Raw genomic sequence first — 14,344 nt, forward strand, 5'->3', positions numbered from 1 at the left:
GCTGCCGGTTTCGCGAGACGCGCGCCCCCACGGGTCACGTCACGCCGGCCGCTGGCGCCGGCTCCCTACTTCAAACTGCGCCCGTGCGGACGAGGCGTTCGGCGTGGTCAGCCTTCGCGAGCAGGACTTCGCGGAGCGCGGGCGGGTTGTCGACGGAGAGGCGGTCGAGGAGACCGCGGGGGACGGCGAGCGTGTCCGCGGGAACGTCGTTGCTCCCGTGGACGCGGAGGTGTGCGGTGTCGAGTTTCATCACGAGCGGGTAGTCGGTTCGCTCCACGCCCTCGCCGGACGCGTAGAGCTGTTCGTTCACGCGCTCGTGTTGGCGGCGCTGCATGGCCGCCCGGTCGCCGTCGTGTGGCTCGACTACCAGCCGACCGAGGTAGTAGCCGTTCGAAAACACCTCGAACATACATGTTATCGTTTACCACGGTAGTAGTTAAGCGCGTCGCCGAAGACTCTTATCGAACGACTACACGACCGTTCACGGCGCGAAAACGGTTCGAACGAACGACCGGGTTTTTGTTCTCCGGGTCGTACGCTCACGTGATGAATCGCGCCGCCCTCGTCGCCGTGGTCGCCATTTCCGTGGCGGCCGTTGCCACCCTCGTCGCCGCCGGTGGGGCAGCCGGGGGCACGCTCCCCGCGGCCGACGCCACGGCGAACAACACCACGAACGACACCACCGAGAACGCGAGCTTCGGAGCGAGCGTCTCCTCGTTCATGGCGTCGAACGCCGCCGACGCGAACGGCACCGTCGACCAGGGTCTCTGGGCGGCGTCCGTCAACCGCTCCGAGAACGCGACCACTGAGGTTATTCGGCGCGTCGATACGCTCCAGGAGCGCCTCGACCGCCTCCGAGAACAGCGCCAGTCGCTCATCGACGCCCGCCAGAACGGTTCGCTCTCCCCGCTCGCGTTCCGCGCGCAGATGGCGGAACTGTCCGCGCGCTACCAGCAGCTCGCGGCGTCCGCGAACGACACCGCGACCGTCGCCCGCGCGCACAACGCGACTCCGCCCGGCCTCCAGCGCCTCGTCGAGAACGCGTCCGCCGCCGCGGCCGCGACCCGCGGCCCGCCCGGCGACATCCCCGGCCGCGGACTCGACGCGCCCCGCGGCCCACCCGAGAACACCACACAGGGCCCACCGGACAACCGCACGACCGGCCCACCCGAGAACACGACGCGGGGGCCGCCCGAGAACCGGACGACCGGCGGATCGGACGACGGGACAACGGGCCCGCCGGACGACCCCCCTCAGAACGGATCCGGAAACGCTGGTAACGACCCCTCGACAACCCGCGGCTCCGGAGACAGCGCCGCGGGGAGCGACGCCGGACGCGCGGCGGGGAACGCCGGTGAGGACGAACGCGCCGGCTCGGTCGCGGGGAGTCACCCTTTTGAACGCGAGTCCCTAACCGTCGCGCGGTAATGGACTCCGGGGCGCTCCTCGACCTGCTCGGTAACGCCAATCGCCGCCGCATCCTGCGGCTGCTCGCGCAGAAGCCGTGCTACGTCACCGAGATAAGCGAGTACATCGGCGTCAGCCCGAAAGCCGTCATCGACCACCTGCGCCGCCTCGAAGACGCCGGCCTCGTGGAGAGCCACACCGACGACCGCCGCCGGAAGTACTTCCACATCGCGCGCAACCTCCGCCTCGAAGTCAGCGTCAGCCCCTACCAGTTCGGCGCGAAGAGCGCGTATCCGGCGAGCACCGCGCTCGATTTAGGGCGCTGTACGCACCTCAGCATCGACCTCGACATCGAGGACGACGCCGATATCGGCGGACTCGCGTCCGAACTCCGCGACCTCCGGGAACTGGAGCGCGAACTCTCGATGGCCCAGCGGTGGGTGCAGGGCCGCCTCGCGGACGTGCAGTCGGACATCGCGGACGCCGCAACGGAGGACGACGACCACCTCGTCCCGGACGTGCTCGCGGAAATCGTCGACCGCCCGCTGGACACGCGGGCGCTCGCCGACCGCGTGAGCGCGCCGCCCTCCGTGGTGGAGAGCACGCTCGTCCGCCTCCGCGAGCGCGGCATCGTGGAGGAGGGCGGCGACGGCTGGCGCATCGCGGAGTAGAATCCTTTTAGTCCGCGCCACCGATGGTTTCGGGTATGAACACTGGGGATCGCGTTCGCGTCGACCGCGCGGGCGAGGAGACGGAGGGCGTCGTCCTCCCCTCCTCCTCCGCGGAGACGCTCGTCCTGAAACTCGACAGCGGCTACAACGTCGGAATCAGCCGCGAGGGCGCTGACGTGACCGTCGTCGAGTCCGACGCCTACGAACTGGAGCGCGAGGAGAACGAAGCGGGGAGCGTCTCCGAGGTCGCGTTCGACGACGACCTGCCGACGATTTCGCTCATCAGCACGGGTGGCACCATCGCCTCGACCGTGGACTACCGGACGGGCGCGGTGACCGCGCAGTTCGACGCCGAGGACGTGCTCCGCGCCGTCCCCGACCTCGCCGGCCGCGCGAACTACCGCGGGCGGGTCGTCGCGAACATCCTCTCCGAGAACATGGAGCCGTCTATCTGGCAGGATCTCGCCCGCGCGGTCTACGACGAAATCGAGGCCGGCGCGGACGGCGTCGTCGTGATGCACGGCACGGACACGATGCAGTTCTCCGCGAGCGCGCTCTCCTTCATGCTCGACACGCCGGTTCCCGTGGTCTTCACGGGGAGCCAGCGCTCCGCGGACCGCCCGTCCTCGGACAACGTGATGAACGCGGTCTGCTCGGTGGAGGCCGCGAAGGCCGACGCCGCCGAGGTGATGGTGTGCATGCACGCCTCCGAGAGCGACGACCGGTGCGCGCTCCACCGCGGCACGCGCGTCAGGAAAAACCACACGAGCCGCCGCGACGCGTTCGAGACGGTCGGCGCCGACCCGCTCGGCTACGTCGACTACGAGTCCGAGCGCGTCGAGTTCACCCGCGAGACGGCGGACCGCGGCGGCGTCGACCTCGATATCGCGCCCGCCATCGAGGAGGACGTGGAACTCGTGAAGTTCACGCCGAACATGGATCCGGGCTTCCTCGACCGCTGCGAGGGCAAGGCGGGCGTCGTCATCGAGGGCACTGGTCTCGGCCACGTCCACTCCGACCTCGTCGACCGCATCGACGACCTGACGAGCGACGGCACGGCGGTCGTGATGACGAGTCAGTGCCTCGAGGGCCGCGTCTGCGACCGCGTGTACGACACCGGCCGCGACCTCCTCGACGCCGGCGTCATCGAGGGCGAGGACACCCTCCCCGGCACGGCGAAAGTCAAGCTGATGTGGGCGCTGGCGAACGCGAGCGAGGAGAGCGTGGACGAGGCGTTCCGCACGCCTGTCGCCGGCGAACTCACGGCGCGTTCGACGCCATGGCAGTAGAGATCCGACCCGCCCGCCTGGGCGACTACGAGGCGGTCGCGGCGTTCACGCGGGACACGTGGAGCGACCGGCGCGAGGACGGCGACTACATCCCGCGCGTCTTCGAGGACTGGGTCGAGTCCGACGACGAGTCCCAGCGCACGTTCGTCGCGGACGTGGACGGCACCGCCGCCGGCGTCATTCAGACCGTTCTCCTGAGCGAGCACGAGGCGTGGGCGCAGGGGATGCGCGTCGACCCCGCCCACCGCGGGAAATCCATCGGCACGAAGCTGACGCACGCGGGCTTCGACTGGGCGCGCGAACGCGGCGCGACCGTCGCCCGCAACATGGTGTTCTCGTGGAACGTCATGGGGCTCGGCCTCTCTCGCGCCGCGGGCTTCGAACCCGAAACGGAGTTCCGCTGGGTGCACCCCGATCCCGACCCGGACGCCAGCCACGACTACACGGAGACCGGCGACGTGCACACCGCGTGGCGCGCCCTCCAGTCCAGTCGCGCGTTCGACGAACTCGCCGGCCTCGGCCTCGACCTGAACGAGGCCTGGGCGCTCAGCGAAGTGACAAAAGACACCCTCCGCGACGCGCCGGAAACTATCGCGCTCACCGACAGCGACGGCGCGCGCGCCGCCGCCTACCGCGTCCGCGACTACGGCCGCGAGAACGAGGACGGCGAGTCCGTGACGTGGGCGGACTACGGCGTCGGCGTCTGGCACGACACGGACGCCTGCGAGGCGCTCCTCGCCGCCATCTCTCGGGACGCCGCCGAAAGCGACATCGACCAGGTCCGCGTGCTCGTTCCGGAGGACGCCGCGTTCGTCAGCGACGTCGCCGCCGCCCGCGTCGACATCGGCGACGAGCCCGACTTCGTCACCGCCGCCGACCTCAGCGCCGACTACTGACTTCTACCCGCCGCTCACCGGCGGAAACAGCGCGAGCTCGTCGCCGTCCTCGACGTCCGCGTCGAGGTCGTCCACGGGCGCGCCGTTCCGGAGGACGTTGATGTGGTCGTGGAGGCCGCCGCCGTCGTCGAACACCCTGTCTTCGAGCGCGGGGCGGTCGGTGAGAAGGGCGTCGAGGGCGGCCCGAACAGTGCCGGTCTCGACCGTCACGGCGACGTGGCGGTCGCCCGCGACTTCCGCGAGATCCGCGAACAGCTTCCACTCGGCGTTCATGTCGCGTGATCCGACTGCGAGCCCTAAGAGCCTCCCGGCTCCGTGGGCGTGCGCGCGGCGTCGGACTCGATTCGGCGGAGGGTCTCGGGGCGCGCGATGACGTACAGCCAGTCGTTTCCTGTGAGCCGGCGGTCCCGGGACGGAATCGGCTCCGCGGGGCCGTCCTGGGGGCGGACGGCGACGACGGTGGCGTCGATGTCGCGGAGGCGAGCGCCGTCGAGCGCGCCGTCGGGCGTGACGCGGATGGCTGCCATCGTCTCGTCGGCGGCGCGCAGGAGGGTCGCGAACTCGCGGTCGGCGCTCGGCGTCGACGGGAGGGTGAGGAGCCGGTATCGGCCGCCGGCGATGCGGTCGGCGTCCGCCTCGTCGAGCGCGAGGGTGACGGTGTCGTCGGCGGTCGCGCGGAGCTCCGCGGTCGCGACGCGCTCCGGCTCCTCGCCGGGCGTCCACACCTGCACCACGTCGCCCGCGCTCGCGGAGTTCGGGGGGTCGGCGGTGACCGCGACGGCGGCGGTGCCGGGGCCGAGCGTCGGGCCGATACCGGCGAGCCGCCGACCGACCGCGAGGTAGGTGACGGTGCCGTCGGCCTCCACCTCCACGTCGACGTACCCCACGTCGTGGTCGTGCTTCAGCCGGTTCACCACGCGCTCGCGGAGCTCCTCTACGGTGAGCCGCCGCGGGAAGATGAGGGTCTTCCCCGCGATGGCGTCCTTCACGGACGCCTCGACGGGCTCGTACTCGTCGATGTCGCTCACGTCCTCCGGGAGCGTGACGGCGACCACGCGCCCCACGGCCTGCACGAGCTGGCTCACCTCGCCCGTCACCTCGCGCGCGCCGGCGGCGGCGAACGCGGAGACGGCGACCCGGTCGCCGATCCGCTGGCCGACCGGGCCGGCGGCGGTGGCGAGCGCGAACGCGGCGCTGTTGAACAGGATGGCGTTCATCTCGAACAGCTCCGACTGGCCGGCGAGCACCTGCGTCACGGCGGATTTCGTGTTCAGGTAGAGCGCGACCGCCGCGACAGCGGCGAGCACCGCCAGGCCCGTCGGAACGCGGTCGCGGAAGTACCACCGGTAGCCGAGCGCGACGACGCCCGTGGTGACGCCCGCGAGCACCGTGAGGCCGAGCAGGCGGGCGGCGGCGAGCGCGGACACCCCGAACAGCGTCTGGGCTGTCACGCTATCACCTCGCTGAACCGTTCGAGCGCGTCCCGCGACCCGGCGACGAACGCGTCGTCGCCCGCCGTGAGGCGCGCGCTCCCCCGCGGGGCCATCGTCCACGCGCCGTCGTGGCGTACTGCGAGCACTGCGACGCCGTGTTCCGCGCGGATATCGCTCTCCGCGAGCGTGTGGCCCACGAGGTCGCTGTCCGCGCCGACACTGACGCGGCGGATGCGGTGGCCGGCGCGCCGCAGGAGGCTCACGAGCTCGAACTCCCGGCGGGTTCCCCGCGACCGCACCACCACCGTCCCGCTCTCGGCCGCCAGCAACGCCGTGGCGTCCGCGCGGTCGACGGCGACCGTCACTCGGCCCTCGCCGCCGGTCGTCGCCCCCGCTGTCGCCGCGCCACCCACGGCGTCCGTGCCGCCGTCTGCCGCCTGCGCTCCGTCCGCGGCGGCGTTCGACTTCTCGGTACCGGATCGCGCGCTCACGACCGTGCCGGTAGCTGTCGTTTCGCCCGCGAACACCGTCACCGTGTCGCCGCGCGCGACGCCCGTCGGAACGAGGCCGTCCACGGACACCGCGCGTTTCCCCGACGGCACGCGCCTCGACACGCCCGACACGGGTGGGGCGGCGACGACCGTCGCACGTGCCTGTTCGTCGAGCGTGACGTCCGCCGCTGCGAGGTCGAACTCGCTCCGCAATCGGTCTTCGAGGCGCGTCTCTATCTCGCCCACCGGGAGGTCTGCGGGGAACGTCCACTCACCCGCCCGGAGTTCGGCGCGCAGCGTCTCGGGGAGCGGCGGATACCCTTCCATGTCCGCGATGTCGCCGACGAGTTCGACGCGGACGCGCCCGCGCGTGCCGACGAGTTCGATCACGTCGCGGCTGAACGTGCGCTCCCGAATGGATTTGAGGCTGATTCGCTTCGGGAGCGTGCCGCCCAGTTTGTCGCCTTGCGCGTGGGCGTAGAAACTCGTCATCAGAATCACCAACAGCGCTGTGAGAACCGTGGTGCTGTTCGCGGACTGGAGGATCGTCTGGTCGGTGAACGCCAGCAGACCGCCGTTGATGCCGGCGACGGCGACCGCGAGCACCACCACGCCGAGCGCGGGAATCGTGAGTCCGGTGATGTACTTGAACGCGAACCCGAACCCGAACGACACCAGCACCGGGACGACGCCCGCCAGTAAACCGAGGTAGATACCGCGGAGTACTTGCACCGCGAACCCTGACTCCACTGCCATAGTCCGACTGGACGCGCGGCCGCCTTACCAGTACCGCCCCGCTTATACCGACGCCCCCTCCCTATCCGAGTATGGTCGTCTCGCGCGAGTCCGTGGCGACCGGCCGCATCGCGGTCGGGCTGACGATGCTCGTCGCCGTGCTCTCGGTCGTCACCGGCGTGATCAAGATCAGCCAGCCCGGCCAGTTCGGCCCGGTCGCGCCCTACCTTCCGATGGGCGTGAAGCAGGCCGCGGGGTTCACCGGCGCGCTCACCGGCTTCCTGATGGTGTTCAGCGCGCTCGGGATGCGCCGCGGCCTCCGCGCCGCCTGGTACTCGACCGCCGTCCTCCTACCGTTCACGGCGCTTCAGGGCATCGTTCAGACGAGCATCTACTCGACGCCGCTCATCGTTCTCTCCCTCGTCTCCATTCCCGTGGTCTGGCTCACCCGAGACCGCTTCGACCGCACGCTCTCCCTCACCACGACCCAGCTCTCCGCGGCCGTCGCGCTCACCGGCATCCAACTGTACGGCACGGTCGGCGCGTACGCGCTCCGCGAGCACTTCCCCGATATCGACACCGTCCTCGACGCCTTCTGGTTCACGCTCGTCACCTCCTCTACCGTCGGCTACGGCGACATCACACCCGCGACCCAGACCGGCCGCTTGTTCGGGCTGAGCGTGCTGGTTCTCGGGACCGCGAGCTTCGCCATCGCGCTCGGCGCGCTCCTCGGCCCCGCCATCGAAGCCCGGTTCGCGAACGCACTCGGACGCATGACTCAATCACAACTCGAAGCCCTCGAAAACCACGTCATCGTCGCCGGCTACGGCGACCTCACCGAACCGCTCGTCGTCGAACTCCGCGAGAACGGCACGCCGTTCGTCGTCGTTACGCCGGACGCCAGCGTCTCGGACAAACTCCCGGAAGACACCGTCCTGGTCGGGGATCCGAGCGACGAGGCCGTCCTCGACCGCGCCGGCATCGACCACGCGCGCGCCGTCGTCGCCGCCACCAACAACGACGGCGAGGACGCGCTCGTCGTCCTGACGGCCCGCCAGATGAACGCGGACGTGCGCATCGTCGCCGCCGCTACCGAGCGGGAGAACGAGCCGAAGCTCAGGCGCGCCGGAGCGGACGGCGTCGTCAGCCCCGCCGTCATCGGCGGCCGGCTCCTCGTCCGGTCTGCGTTCGGCGACGAGGACTCGGAGCGCGTCGCCCACGAACTCCTCGAAGACGACTGACGGCCGACGCAACGGCCATCTGAACGCCTGTTCAGGTCGCCTTATGGGTTCGACGGACGACTGCTGCGAGCGCGAGGACGGACTGGATGCGAGAACACAACGCCGGGCCGTCCGCGGGCGCTACGCCGCCATCGCGAGCGACTTCTCCGCCGCCGCGAGCATCATCGCCCGGAAACCCGCCTGAGTCAGGTTCGGTGGACGACCGCCACGTCGGTCTCCACGTCGTCGATGCGGCTGAACGTCGGCGGCGACACCACCCGGGACGCCGCGGAGCGGTTCGAGCTCGCGCCGAGCACGACGAGGTCGTAGTGGGCGTCGTTGCGCTCGATGAACGACTCGATGCTCGACCGCGACACCCGGGTCTCCGAGCGGCACTCGGTCGTCTCGACGAGGTTCGCCAGCATCGACTCCGCGCTCCGGCGCTCGCGCTCGTGGTCGATGCACGTGGCGACGCTCACCGTGCCCGCGTGTCCGGCGAGCCGTTCCCCGTAGTCTATCATCGCGTGCGCGAGATCGCTCGCCGTTCGCACGGGAACCATCACGCGCTTCCACGCCGTGCTCCCGGTCGCCGACCGGAACGCGATTGCGTCCACGGGGCCGCGGAGAATCGTGCGGACGAACGGCGACGTGGCGTCGTCCTCTTCCTCGTACGGCGTGACGATGAGGTCGCAGTTCGTGCGCTCCGCGGTGTCGAAGACGGTCTCCGCGTGAGACTGGCGGTCTACCGCCACCACGACCTCGACGGGGACGCCGACCCGGGTCTCGATGTGGGCGGCGTGGCGTTCGAGTTCGCGCGCCGCCTCCCTCGCGGCCTCCTGTTGCGCGCACTCTTCCGGGTTCTCCACGTCCTCGTCCAGGCGCGCGCGGGTCGCCTGCGCTGCCGCCCGCTCGTCCATCACGTCCAGCAACACCACCTTCGCGGCGTCGTGCGCGGCGGCGATTCGCGCGCCGAACATCGCCGTCTCCGTCACGTGGTCGCCCCGCATCGGCACGAGTACGTGGTCGTCGCCCTGCGTCGTCTGGTAGAGGTAGCGCGCGCGCTGCTCGTAGAACTGGTGTCGCCACGCGACGAACACGCCCGCGACGACGAGCGAGGAGACGAGCACGCCCGCCAGGTAGGCGAGCTGGGCGTTCCCCGTCAGGAGGACGAGGAGGGCGGTCGAAAAGGCCGTGGGGAGTTCGAGGTCGAGGAGCCACGTGGAGACGCCCGTGAAGAGGATGGCGAGCGCCGCGCCGCTCGCGTGCACGTCCATCGTCGTCGGCGACACGCCGTACGCGACGGCGGTGGCTTCGAGCGCGAGCCAGCCACAAAAGGCGCCGAGCGTCAGGCCGCCGACGAACCGCCGCGGCTCGGCGTACCGGCCCTCGGGGTCGGCGAACAGCGTGTACGTGCTGGACGCGAGCGGCGGGAAGAGGAGGAAGGAGATGTTCGGCACGAGCCGCGAGAGCAGCGTGACGAACCCCATGAGGAGGGGGACGAACAGGAGGACGGAGACCCGGGTGAGGTTGCTCGTGGTTTCGAGCCACCGCCGGAACTCGTTCACCTCGCGGCGTTCGATACGGCCGGCTCGGCGGCGCGCCGCGCGGATGCGCTCACGGAGCCGGTCGAGCATACCCCTCACATCCCATTCGGGGTTTTTGCGTCTTTCGCGTTCCCCTCAGGCGAGATTCGTGACGGCGTTCAGGCTGAGCGCGATGGCGCGCTCGACGTTGTTCTTCGCCTTCTCGGGGAGTTCCTCGTCCTCGGTCGCGCCCTTCTGCGTGCCCTCGACGAGGTTGCCGTCCACGGTGCAGATGGCGCCGGCGCGCATGCCCTTCCGGCGCGCGAGCGAGAACACGGCCGCGGCCTCCATCTCGACCGAGAGGATGTTCGCCTCCGCCCACGCGGCGACGTACTCGTCGGTCTCCGCGTAGAACGCGTCGTCGGACGCGATGGGGCCGACGTGCACGTCCTCGCCGTTCGCCTCCGCGGAGTCGACGAGCGCGGACAGCACCGTGTAGTCCGGAACCGCGGGCAGGGTCTCCGACTCGTAGCGCTTCGACGTGCCCTCGTCCTTCGCCGCGCCCGTCGCGACGATCATGTCGCCGATTTCGATGCCCTCCTGGAGCGCGCCAGTGGTGCCGACGCGGATGACCGTGTCGACGCCGACCGCCTCCAGCTCCTCGACGGCGATGGCCGCGGACGGACAGCCGATGCCGGTCGAGCAGATGGTGAGGGGCGTCCCCTCGTAGGTCGCGTTCACGACCTTGTACTCGCGGTTCTCCGAGACGACTTCGACGTTCTCGCACTGCTTCGCGATGCGGTCGACGCGCCCGGGATCACCCGGAATCAGCGCGATGTCGTTCACGTCGCCCGGTGCCACGAGCAAGTGGGGCTGTTTCGCCATACTCGGAGTTCAGGAGGGAACGAGAAAAGCACCGCGTTCTCACCGGACGAGGCCGTTCGGGCGCTGTCGGGGCGCGTCCCACTCGCGAACCGGCCGCCAGCGCTCGCCCCGGGCCGGGGCGGCGTAGAGCGCGCTGTCGGTGAGCGCGTACCACTCGTCCGGCGTCGCGAGCAGCGACGGCGCGAGCAGGCGGTCGGGGAGACCCGCCGTCCACTCGTGCCAGCCGTCGCCCCAGAACGAGACGGTCGCGTCCGCGGTCGCGGGCGTGTGGGCGGTCTGCGGGCCGGTCGCGGACGAGACGGCGAGCGCGTCCTGGTCGTCGTCGCGGACGGCGACGCTCCAGCAGTACGTCTCCGAGAGCCCGGACTCCCGGGGCATCCACGACTCGCCGCCGTCCGCGGTCACGTAGAACCCGTCGCCGGCGGCGGCGTACGCCCGCTCTGGATTGCTCGCGGGCACGGCCATCGTGTGCGTGTCGAAGGGGTGCTCGGACACGCGGTCGGTCCACGACTCGCCAGCGTCCGGACTGCGGACGAGCGCGCCCGCCTCGATGGCGACGTACAGTCGCTCGGCGTCGGGGACGGACTGAATCCAGCGGACGTGGTGGGTGTCGGGCCGCGGCGGGAACGACCACTCGCCGCTCGACTCGAGGTCGCTGAGTCCCTCGCACGCCGTCCACGTCTCGCCGTCCCGCGAGCGGTAGACGCGGCTCGGTTCCGTGCCGGCGAACACGAACTCGGGCGTGACGCAGAGCGCGGTAACGAACTCGACGTCCGGTTCGAAGACGCGCTCCGCGCCGCCGTCCCGGAGGCGGTAGACGGCGTCGTCGGTGCCCGCGAACGCCCCGCGGTCGCCGGCGGCGACGCACTGCACGTCCTCGCCGACGAGGAACTCACTCACGCCGTCCGAGAGCGAGAGCACGCGGTCAGAGAGCGCGGCGAACATATGGGGGAGACGAACTCGTGCACCAAAACGGTTCGCCGCCCGTCAGTACTGGTCGTCGAGAAAGGCCTCGACCTCGGGCCGGGTGGGGGCGGTGCGCGCGCCCTCGCTGGTGGCGGCGAGCGCGCCGCAGGCGTTCGCGTACTCCAGCGCGCGCTCGATGCGGTCGGCGTCGATGCCGTCCGCGCCGAGGACGACGGCGAGAAACCCGGCGGCGAACGCGTCGCCCGCGCCGGTGGTGTCCACCGCGTCCACCTCGAACCCGGGGTGGTCGTAGCTCCCGGTGGCGGTGTGGACGGTCGCGCCGCGCGCGCCGTGCTTCACCACCACGAGACCGCCCCGGGTCGGCGGCGCGTTCGTGTACTCGGATCCGAGCACGGACGCGGCCTCCCGGCCGTTCAGGAACAGCACGTCCGCGCGCTCGATGGTCGCGGAGAAATCCCGCGCGCTCAGTCGTCTCCCCGGGTCGAAACTCACGGTCGCGTTCGCGTCCGCGGCCAGCCGCGCGAGCCGGGTCGCCGTCTCCGGGCGCTGGCTCGTCAGGTGGACGTGGTCGATTCCGGCGACCGTCTCGTCGTCCACGTCCTCGGGGCCGACGGCCTCGTTCGCGCCGTCGTTCCCGAGGACCATCACCTGCCCGCTCGCCGCGACGACGAGGTACTTCACGCTCGTCTCCCCGTCGTCGACGACGCGCAGACGGTCGGTGTCCACGCCCGCCTCCGTGAGTTCGCGCTCGACGAGCAGGCCGTTCTCGTCGTCGCCGACGCTCCCGAGGATGCCCACGTCCACGTCGTGGCCGGCGAGCGACGCGGCGACGTTCGCGGCGCTCCCGCCGCCCGCGGCGTGCTGGCTCTCGATGCGCGCCTCGCCGTCGGGGTCGGGGAGCGCGTCCACGCGCAGCGTCACGTCCCAGTTCACGTGACCGGCCGCGAGCACGCGCCGGGTCACGGCGCGGTCACCACGAACAACAGGGCGTTGTGCATCCCGGGGCCGAGTCCGACCGCGGCCACCAGCCCGAGGAGGAGCGACCCCCCGGCCTCGTCGTCGCGGACGTAGTCGGCGAGCAACACCGTGATTCCCGCGGCGAGCGCGAGCTTCACGAGCACGAACAGCCACCCGCTCCCGAGCGCGTCCGCGGTCGGCAGGCCCGCGGCGAACTCCAGGATGATGCGGGAGAGCGGCGTGCGCTCCCCGAACCCGAGCACGTCCACGCCCACCGCGGTGGTCGTGCCGTCGAGCGCGTGTCCGAGCACCACGAGCGCGCCCGCCGGCCACGTCACGCGGGCCGCGGCCGGCCGCACTCGACGCAGCACCGCCCACACGACCGCGGCCGCGACCACGCCGGCCGCTACTCCGACGGCCGGCCACGCCAGCGCGAGGCCCCCGTGCGTCGACCCGTACTGGAGCGCCACCCCGACCGGAGCGGCGAGCGCGAGGAACCCGGTGCCGGCGAGCACCCGTAACGGCGCGTCCGTTCGACTCGCGCCGATCCAGCACAGGCCCGCGAGCACGAACGTCGACGCGTACACGATCGGCGAACTCGCGAACGGCGCGACCGGTTCCGGCAGTACGTCTAACTGGTAGGTGACGTACAGCGTCGACCCGACCGCCATCCACGGCGCGAACGCGACGATGGTTCGCGGCGTCACGCGAACGCGGGCCGCCCGAAGCCCGTACGCCACCACCGCCACGCCCACGAGCACCGCGAGCAGGTGGGGGAGCGGCGGGACCTCGACTCCTGCGGGCAACACCATACCGGACGCCCGCGGCCCGACCGGAAAACGTTGCCGCTCCGCGACCGGCCCCGGCGAAGAACGCGTCCTCCGCGCGGCTTTGCGCGCTCGCGTGCCACCGTGTGACCGCTCGCCTGCCCGGGGCGCGCGACGGGCTGTCCTACTCTCCGAACACGTCGTCGGGCCTGTCCCCGTACCGGTCGCGCATGAGCGTGACGAGGCTCTCGGGGGCGTACTGGCCGCGCTCGGTGACGACGGCGTCCACGTAGCGGGCGGGCGTCACGTCGAACGCGGGGTTCGCGACGGCCACGTCGAGGTCGTCGTCTGGGTCGAGAACCTCCGTGGGGTCGCGCTCCTCGATCTCGATCGGGTGGCCGGCGAGTGTCCGCGGCGCGAGTTTCAGCGTCTGCGCGGCGACGGTGACGGGCACGTCGCGTTCGCTCGCGCTCGCGGCGAGACCCGCGGTGCCGATCTTGTTCACGACCGCGCCGTCCGCGCGCACGGCGTCCGCGCCGACGAGCACGTGGTCGGCCTCGGGGAGGAAGTGGTGGGCGGCGGAGTCCACGATGAGCGTCACGTCCACGCCCAGTTCGCGCAGTCGCTCGGCGGTGATGTGGCCCTGCTTCCGCGGCCGAGTTTCCTTCACGTAGGCCGAGAGCGACTTCCCCGCGTCGACGGCGTGTTCGACGCACGCGAGCGCGTCGGTCGAGTGGCAGTGCGTCATCACGGTGTCGCCGTCCGCGAACCGCCGGCCGCCCACCGCGCCGAGGTCGTCCTGCGCGGCGTCCAGTTCCGCGCGGAAGTCCTCGACCGCCGCGACCACGCTCTCCCGGAGTGCGGGCACGCTCCCGCCGCGCATCCCGCCGAGCACGAGGCGGATCGCGTTCGGGAGGGAGACGGCGGTCGGTCGCGTCTCTCGGAGGCGGTCGGCCGCGGTCGTCATGTCCTCGCGGAAGTCTGCTGGCGTGTCCGCGTCGCTCTCGCGAGCTTCGGCGGCGAGCGCGTCCGCCGCTGCGCTCGCGATGGTCGCCGCCCCTCGCACCTCCATCGACGCGATGCGTTCCGCAGTGTCCGCGACCGCGTCGCTGACCATACCGAACCTTCGCGCGGCACGGGCAA

The 14,344-nt window shown here is 71.3% G+C and carries 16 protein-coding genes; 6 read left to right on the forward strand and 10 right to left on the reverse strand.

The window, feature by feature from the left end:
- Nucleotides 1-70: 70 nt before the first annotated feature.
- Nucleotides 71-409 (reverse strand): DUF5802 family protein, encoded by a 339-nt coding sequence (locus FQU85_RS07210; protein ID WP_145846292.1) that lies wholly within the window; start codon nt 407-409, stop codon nt 71-73.
- A gap of 137 nt (nt 410-546) precedes the next feature.
- On the opposite strand from FQU85_RS07210, the gene FQU85_RS07215 reads away from it, so the two are divergent.
- From FQU85_RS07215 to FQU85_RS07230, 4 genes are read left to right on the forward strand one after another with little or no spacing between them, the layout of a single operon-like run.
- The gene (locus FQU85_RS07215) at nt 547-1,428 is read left to right on the forward strand and encodes a hypothetical protein (RefSeq protein WP_145846295.1); all 882 of its coding nucleotides are present in this window, start codon (nt 547-549) and stop codon (nt 1,426-1,428) included.
- Complete coding sequence (locus FQU85_RS07220; protein WP_145846297.1) at nt 1,428-2,078, forward strand: ArsR family transcriptional regulator; 651 nt, start codon at nt 1,428-1,430, stop codon at nt 2,076-2,078. Before FQU85_RS07215 ends, FQU85_RS07220 begins: the two co-directional genes overlap by 1 nt.
- Before the next feature lie 35 nt (nt 2,079-2,113).
- A complete protein-coding gene (gene gatD, locus FQU85_RS07225) occupies nt 2,114-3,367 on the forward strand; it encodes a Glu-tRNA(Gln) amidotransferase subunit GatD (protein ID WP_145846299.1) in 1,254 nt (417 codons plus the stop codon).
- Nucleotides 3,358-4,263: a GNAT family N-acetyltransferase gene (locus tag FQU85_RS07230; RefSeq protein WP_145846301.1), complete on the forward strand. Its 906-nt coding sequence runs from the start codon at nt 3,358-3,360 to the stop codon at nt 4,261-4,263. The genes gatD and FQU85_RS07230 overlap by 10 nt, the downstream gene beginning before the upstream one ends.
- Before the next feature lie 3 nt (nt 4,264-4,266).
- Here the strand turns inward: FQU85_RS07230 and FQU85_RS07235 are convergent, their stop codons facing one another.
- The 3 genes from FQU85_RS07235 to FQU85_RS07245 are packed head-to-tail and all read right to left on the reverse strand — an operon-like array spanning nt 4,267 to nt 6,943.
- Nucleotides 4,267-4,536, reverse strand: a complete 270-nt coding sequence (locus FQU85_RS07235; protein ID WP_145846304.1) for a ubiquitin-like small modifier protein 1 — start codon at nt 4,534-4,536, stop codon at nt 4,267-4,269.
- A 23-nt stretch (nt 4,537-4,559) separates the two neighbouring features.
- On the reverse strand, nt 4,560-5,714 hold the full coding sequence (locus FQU85_RS07240; protein ID WP_145846306.1) for a TrkA C-terminal domain-containing protein: 1,155 nt from the start codon (nt 5,712-5,714) through the stop codon (nt 4,560-4,562).
- Nucleotides 5,711-6,943: a potassium channel family protein gene (locus tag FQU85_RS07245; RefSeq protein WP_145846308.1), complete on the reverse strand. Its 1,233-nt coding sequence runs from the start codon at nt 6,941-6,943 to the stop codon at nt 5,711-5,713. The genes FQU85_RS07240 and FQU85_RS07245 overlap by 4 nt, the downstream gene beginning before the upstream one ends.
- A gap of 71 nt (nt 6,944-7,014) precedes the next feature.
- On the opposite strand from FQU85_RS07245, the gene FQU85_RS07250 reads away from it, so the two are divergent.
- Complete coding sequence (locus FQU85_RS07250; protein WP_145846310.1) at nt 7,015-8,163, forward strand: NAD-binding protein; 1,149 nt, start codon at nt 7,015-7,017, stop codon at nt 8,161-8,163.
- 43 nt (nt 8,164-8,206) lie between these two features.
- Nucleotides 8,207-8,347, forward strand: a complete 141-nt coding sequence (locus tag FQU85_RS13315) for a hypothetical protein (RefSeq protein ID WP_168219947.1) — start codon at nt 8,207-8,209, stop codon at nt 8,345-8,347.
- A gap of 1 nt (nt 8,348) precedes the next feature.
- Here FQU85_RS13315 and FQU85_RS07255 read toward each other — a convergent pair whose 3' ends face one another.
- From FQU85_RS07255 to FQU85_RS07280, 6 genes are all read right to left on the reverse strand, one after another.
- Nucleotides 8,349-9,776, reverse strand: coding sequence for an HPP family protein (locus FQU85_RS07255; RefSeq protein ID WP_145846313.1), 1,428 nt, complete (start codon nt 9,774-9,776; stop codon nt 8,349-8,351).
- 45 nt (nt 9,777-9,821) lie between these two features.
- The gene (locus tag FQU85_RS07260; protein ID WP_145846317.1) at nt 9,822-10,550 is read right to left on the reverse strand and encodes a nucleoside phosphorylase; all 729 of its coding nucleotides are present in this window, start codon (nt 10,548-10,550) and stop codon (nt 9,822-9,824) included.
- Between the two features lie 39 nt (nt 10,551-10,589).
- Nucleotides 10,590-11,495, reverse strand: coding sequence for a hypothetical protein (locus FQU85_RS07265; RefSeq protein ID WP_145846320.1), 906 nt, complete (start codon nt 11,493-11,495; stop codon nt 10,590-10,592).
- 42 nt (nt 11,496-11,537) lie between these two features.
- Entirely contained in the window at nt 11,538-12,440 is a 903-nt protein-coding gene (locus FQU85_RS07270; protein WP_145846324.1) for a carbohydrate kinase family protein, read from the reverse strand.
- Nucleotides 12,437-13,246: a DUF63 family protein gene (locus FQU85_RS07275; protein WP_145846327.1), complete on the reverse strand. Its 810-nt coding sequence runs from the start codon at nt 13,244-13,246 to the stop codon at nt 12,437-12,439. Before FQU85_RS07275 ends, FQU85_RS07270 begins: the two co-directional genes overlap by 4 nt.
- A 139-nt stretch (nt 13,247-13,385) precedes the next feature.
- Entirely contained in the window at nt 13,386-14,318 is a 933-nt protein-coding gene (locus FQU85_RS07280) for a ribose 1,5-bisphosphate isomerase (protein ID WP_145846329.1), read from the reverse strand.
- Nucleotides 14,319-14,344 lie beyond the last annotated feature (26 nt).

It is taken from the genome of Salarchaeum sp. JOR-1, assembly GCF_007833275.1.
GTDB lineage: Archaea > Halobacteriota > Halobacteria > Halobacteriales > Halobacteriaceae > Salarchaeum.

What these genes read in the sequence shown, in the direction of transcription:
- FQU85_RS07250 (WP_145846310.1), top strand. Translation starts at nt 7,015, where the DNA reads ATGGTCGTCTCGCGCGAGTCCGTGGCGACCGGCCGCATCGCGGTCGGG.
- FQU85_RS07220 (WP_145846297.1), top strand. Translation starts at nt 1,428, where the DNA reads ATGGACTCCGGGGCGCTCCTCGACCTGCTCGGTAACGCCAATCGCCGC.
- FQU85_RS07265 (WP_145846320.1), bottom strand. Translation starts at nt 11,495, where the DNA reads ATGTTCGCCGCGCTCTCTGACCGCGTGCTCTCGCTCTCGGACGGCGTG.
- FQU85_RS07210 (WP_145846292.1), bottom strand. Translation starts at nt 409, where the DNA reads ATGTTCGAGGTGTTTTCGAACGGCTACTACCTCGGTCGGCTGGTAGTC.
- FQU85_RS07280 (WP_145846329.1), bottom strand. Translation starts at nt 14,318, where the DNA reads ATGGTCAGCGACGCGGTCGCGGACACTGCGGAACGCATCGCGTCGATG.
- FQU85_RS07260 (WP_145846317.1), bottom strand. Translation starts at nt 10,550, where the DNA reads ATGGCGAAACAGCCCCACTTGCTCGTGGCACCGGGCGACGTGAACGAC.
- FQU85_RS07245 (WP_145846308.1), bottom strand. Translation starts at nt 6,943, where the DNA reads ATGGCAGTGGAGTCAGGGTTCGCGGTGCAAGTACTCCGCGGTATCTAC.
- gatD (WP_145846299.1), top strand. Translation starts at nt 2,114, where the DNA reads ATGAACACTGGGGATCGCGTTCGCGTCGACCGCGCGGGCGAGGAGACG.
- FQU85_RS13315 (WP_168219947.1), top strand. Translation starts at nt 8,207, where the DNA reads ATGGGTTCGACGGACGACTGCTGCGAGCGCGAGGACGGACTGGATGCG.
- FQU85_RS07235 (WP_145846304.1), bottom strand. Translation starts at nt 4,536, where the DNA reads ATGAACGCCGAGTGGAAGCTGTTCGCGGATCTCGCGGAAGTCGCGGGC.
- FQU85_RS07215 (WP_145846295.1), top strand. Translation starts at nt 547, where the DNA reads ATGAATCGCGCCGCCCTCGTCGCCGTGGTCGCCATTTCCGTGGCGGCC.
- FQU85_RS07230 (WP_145846301.1), top strand. Translation starts at nt 3,358, where the DNA reads ATGGCAGTAGAGATCCGACCCGCCCGCCTGGGCGACTACGAGGCGGTC.
- FQU85_RS07275 (WP_145846327.1), bottom strand. Translation starts at nt 13,246, where the DNA reads ATGGTGTTGCCCGCAGGAGTCGAGGTCCCGCCGCTCCCCCACCTGCTC.
- FQU85_RS07255 (WP_145846313.1), bottom strand. Translation starts at nt 9,776, where the DNA reads ATGCTCGACCGGCTCCGTGAGCGCATCCGCGCGGCGCGCCGCCGAGCC.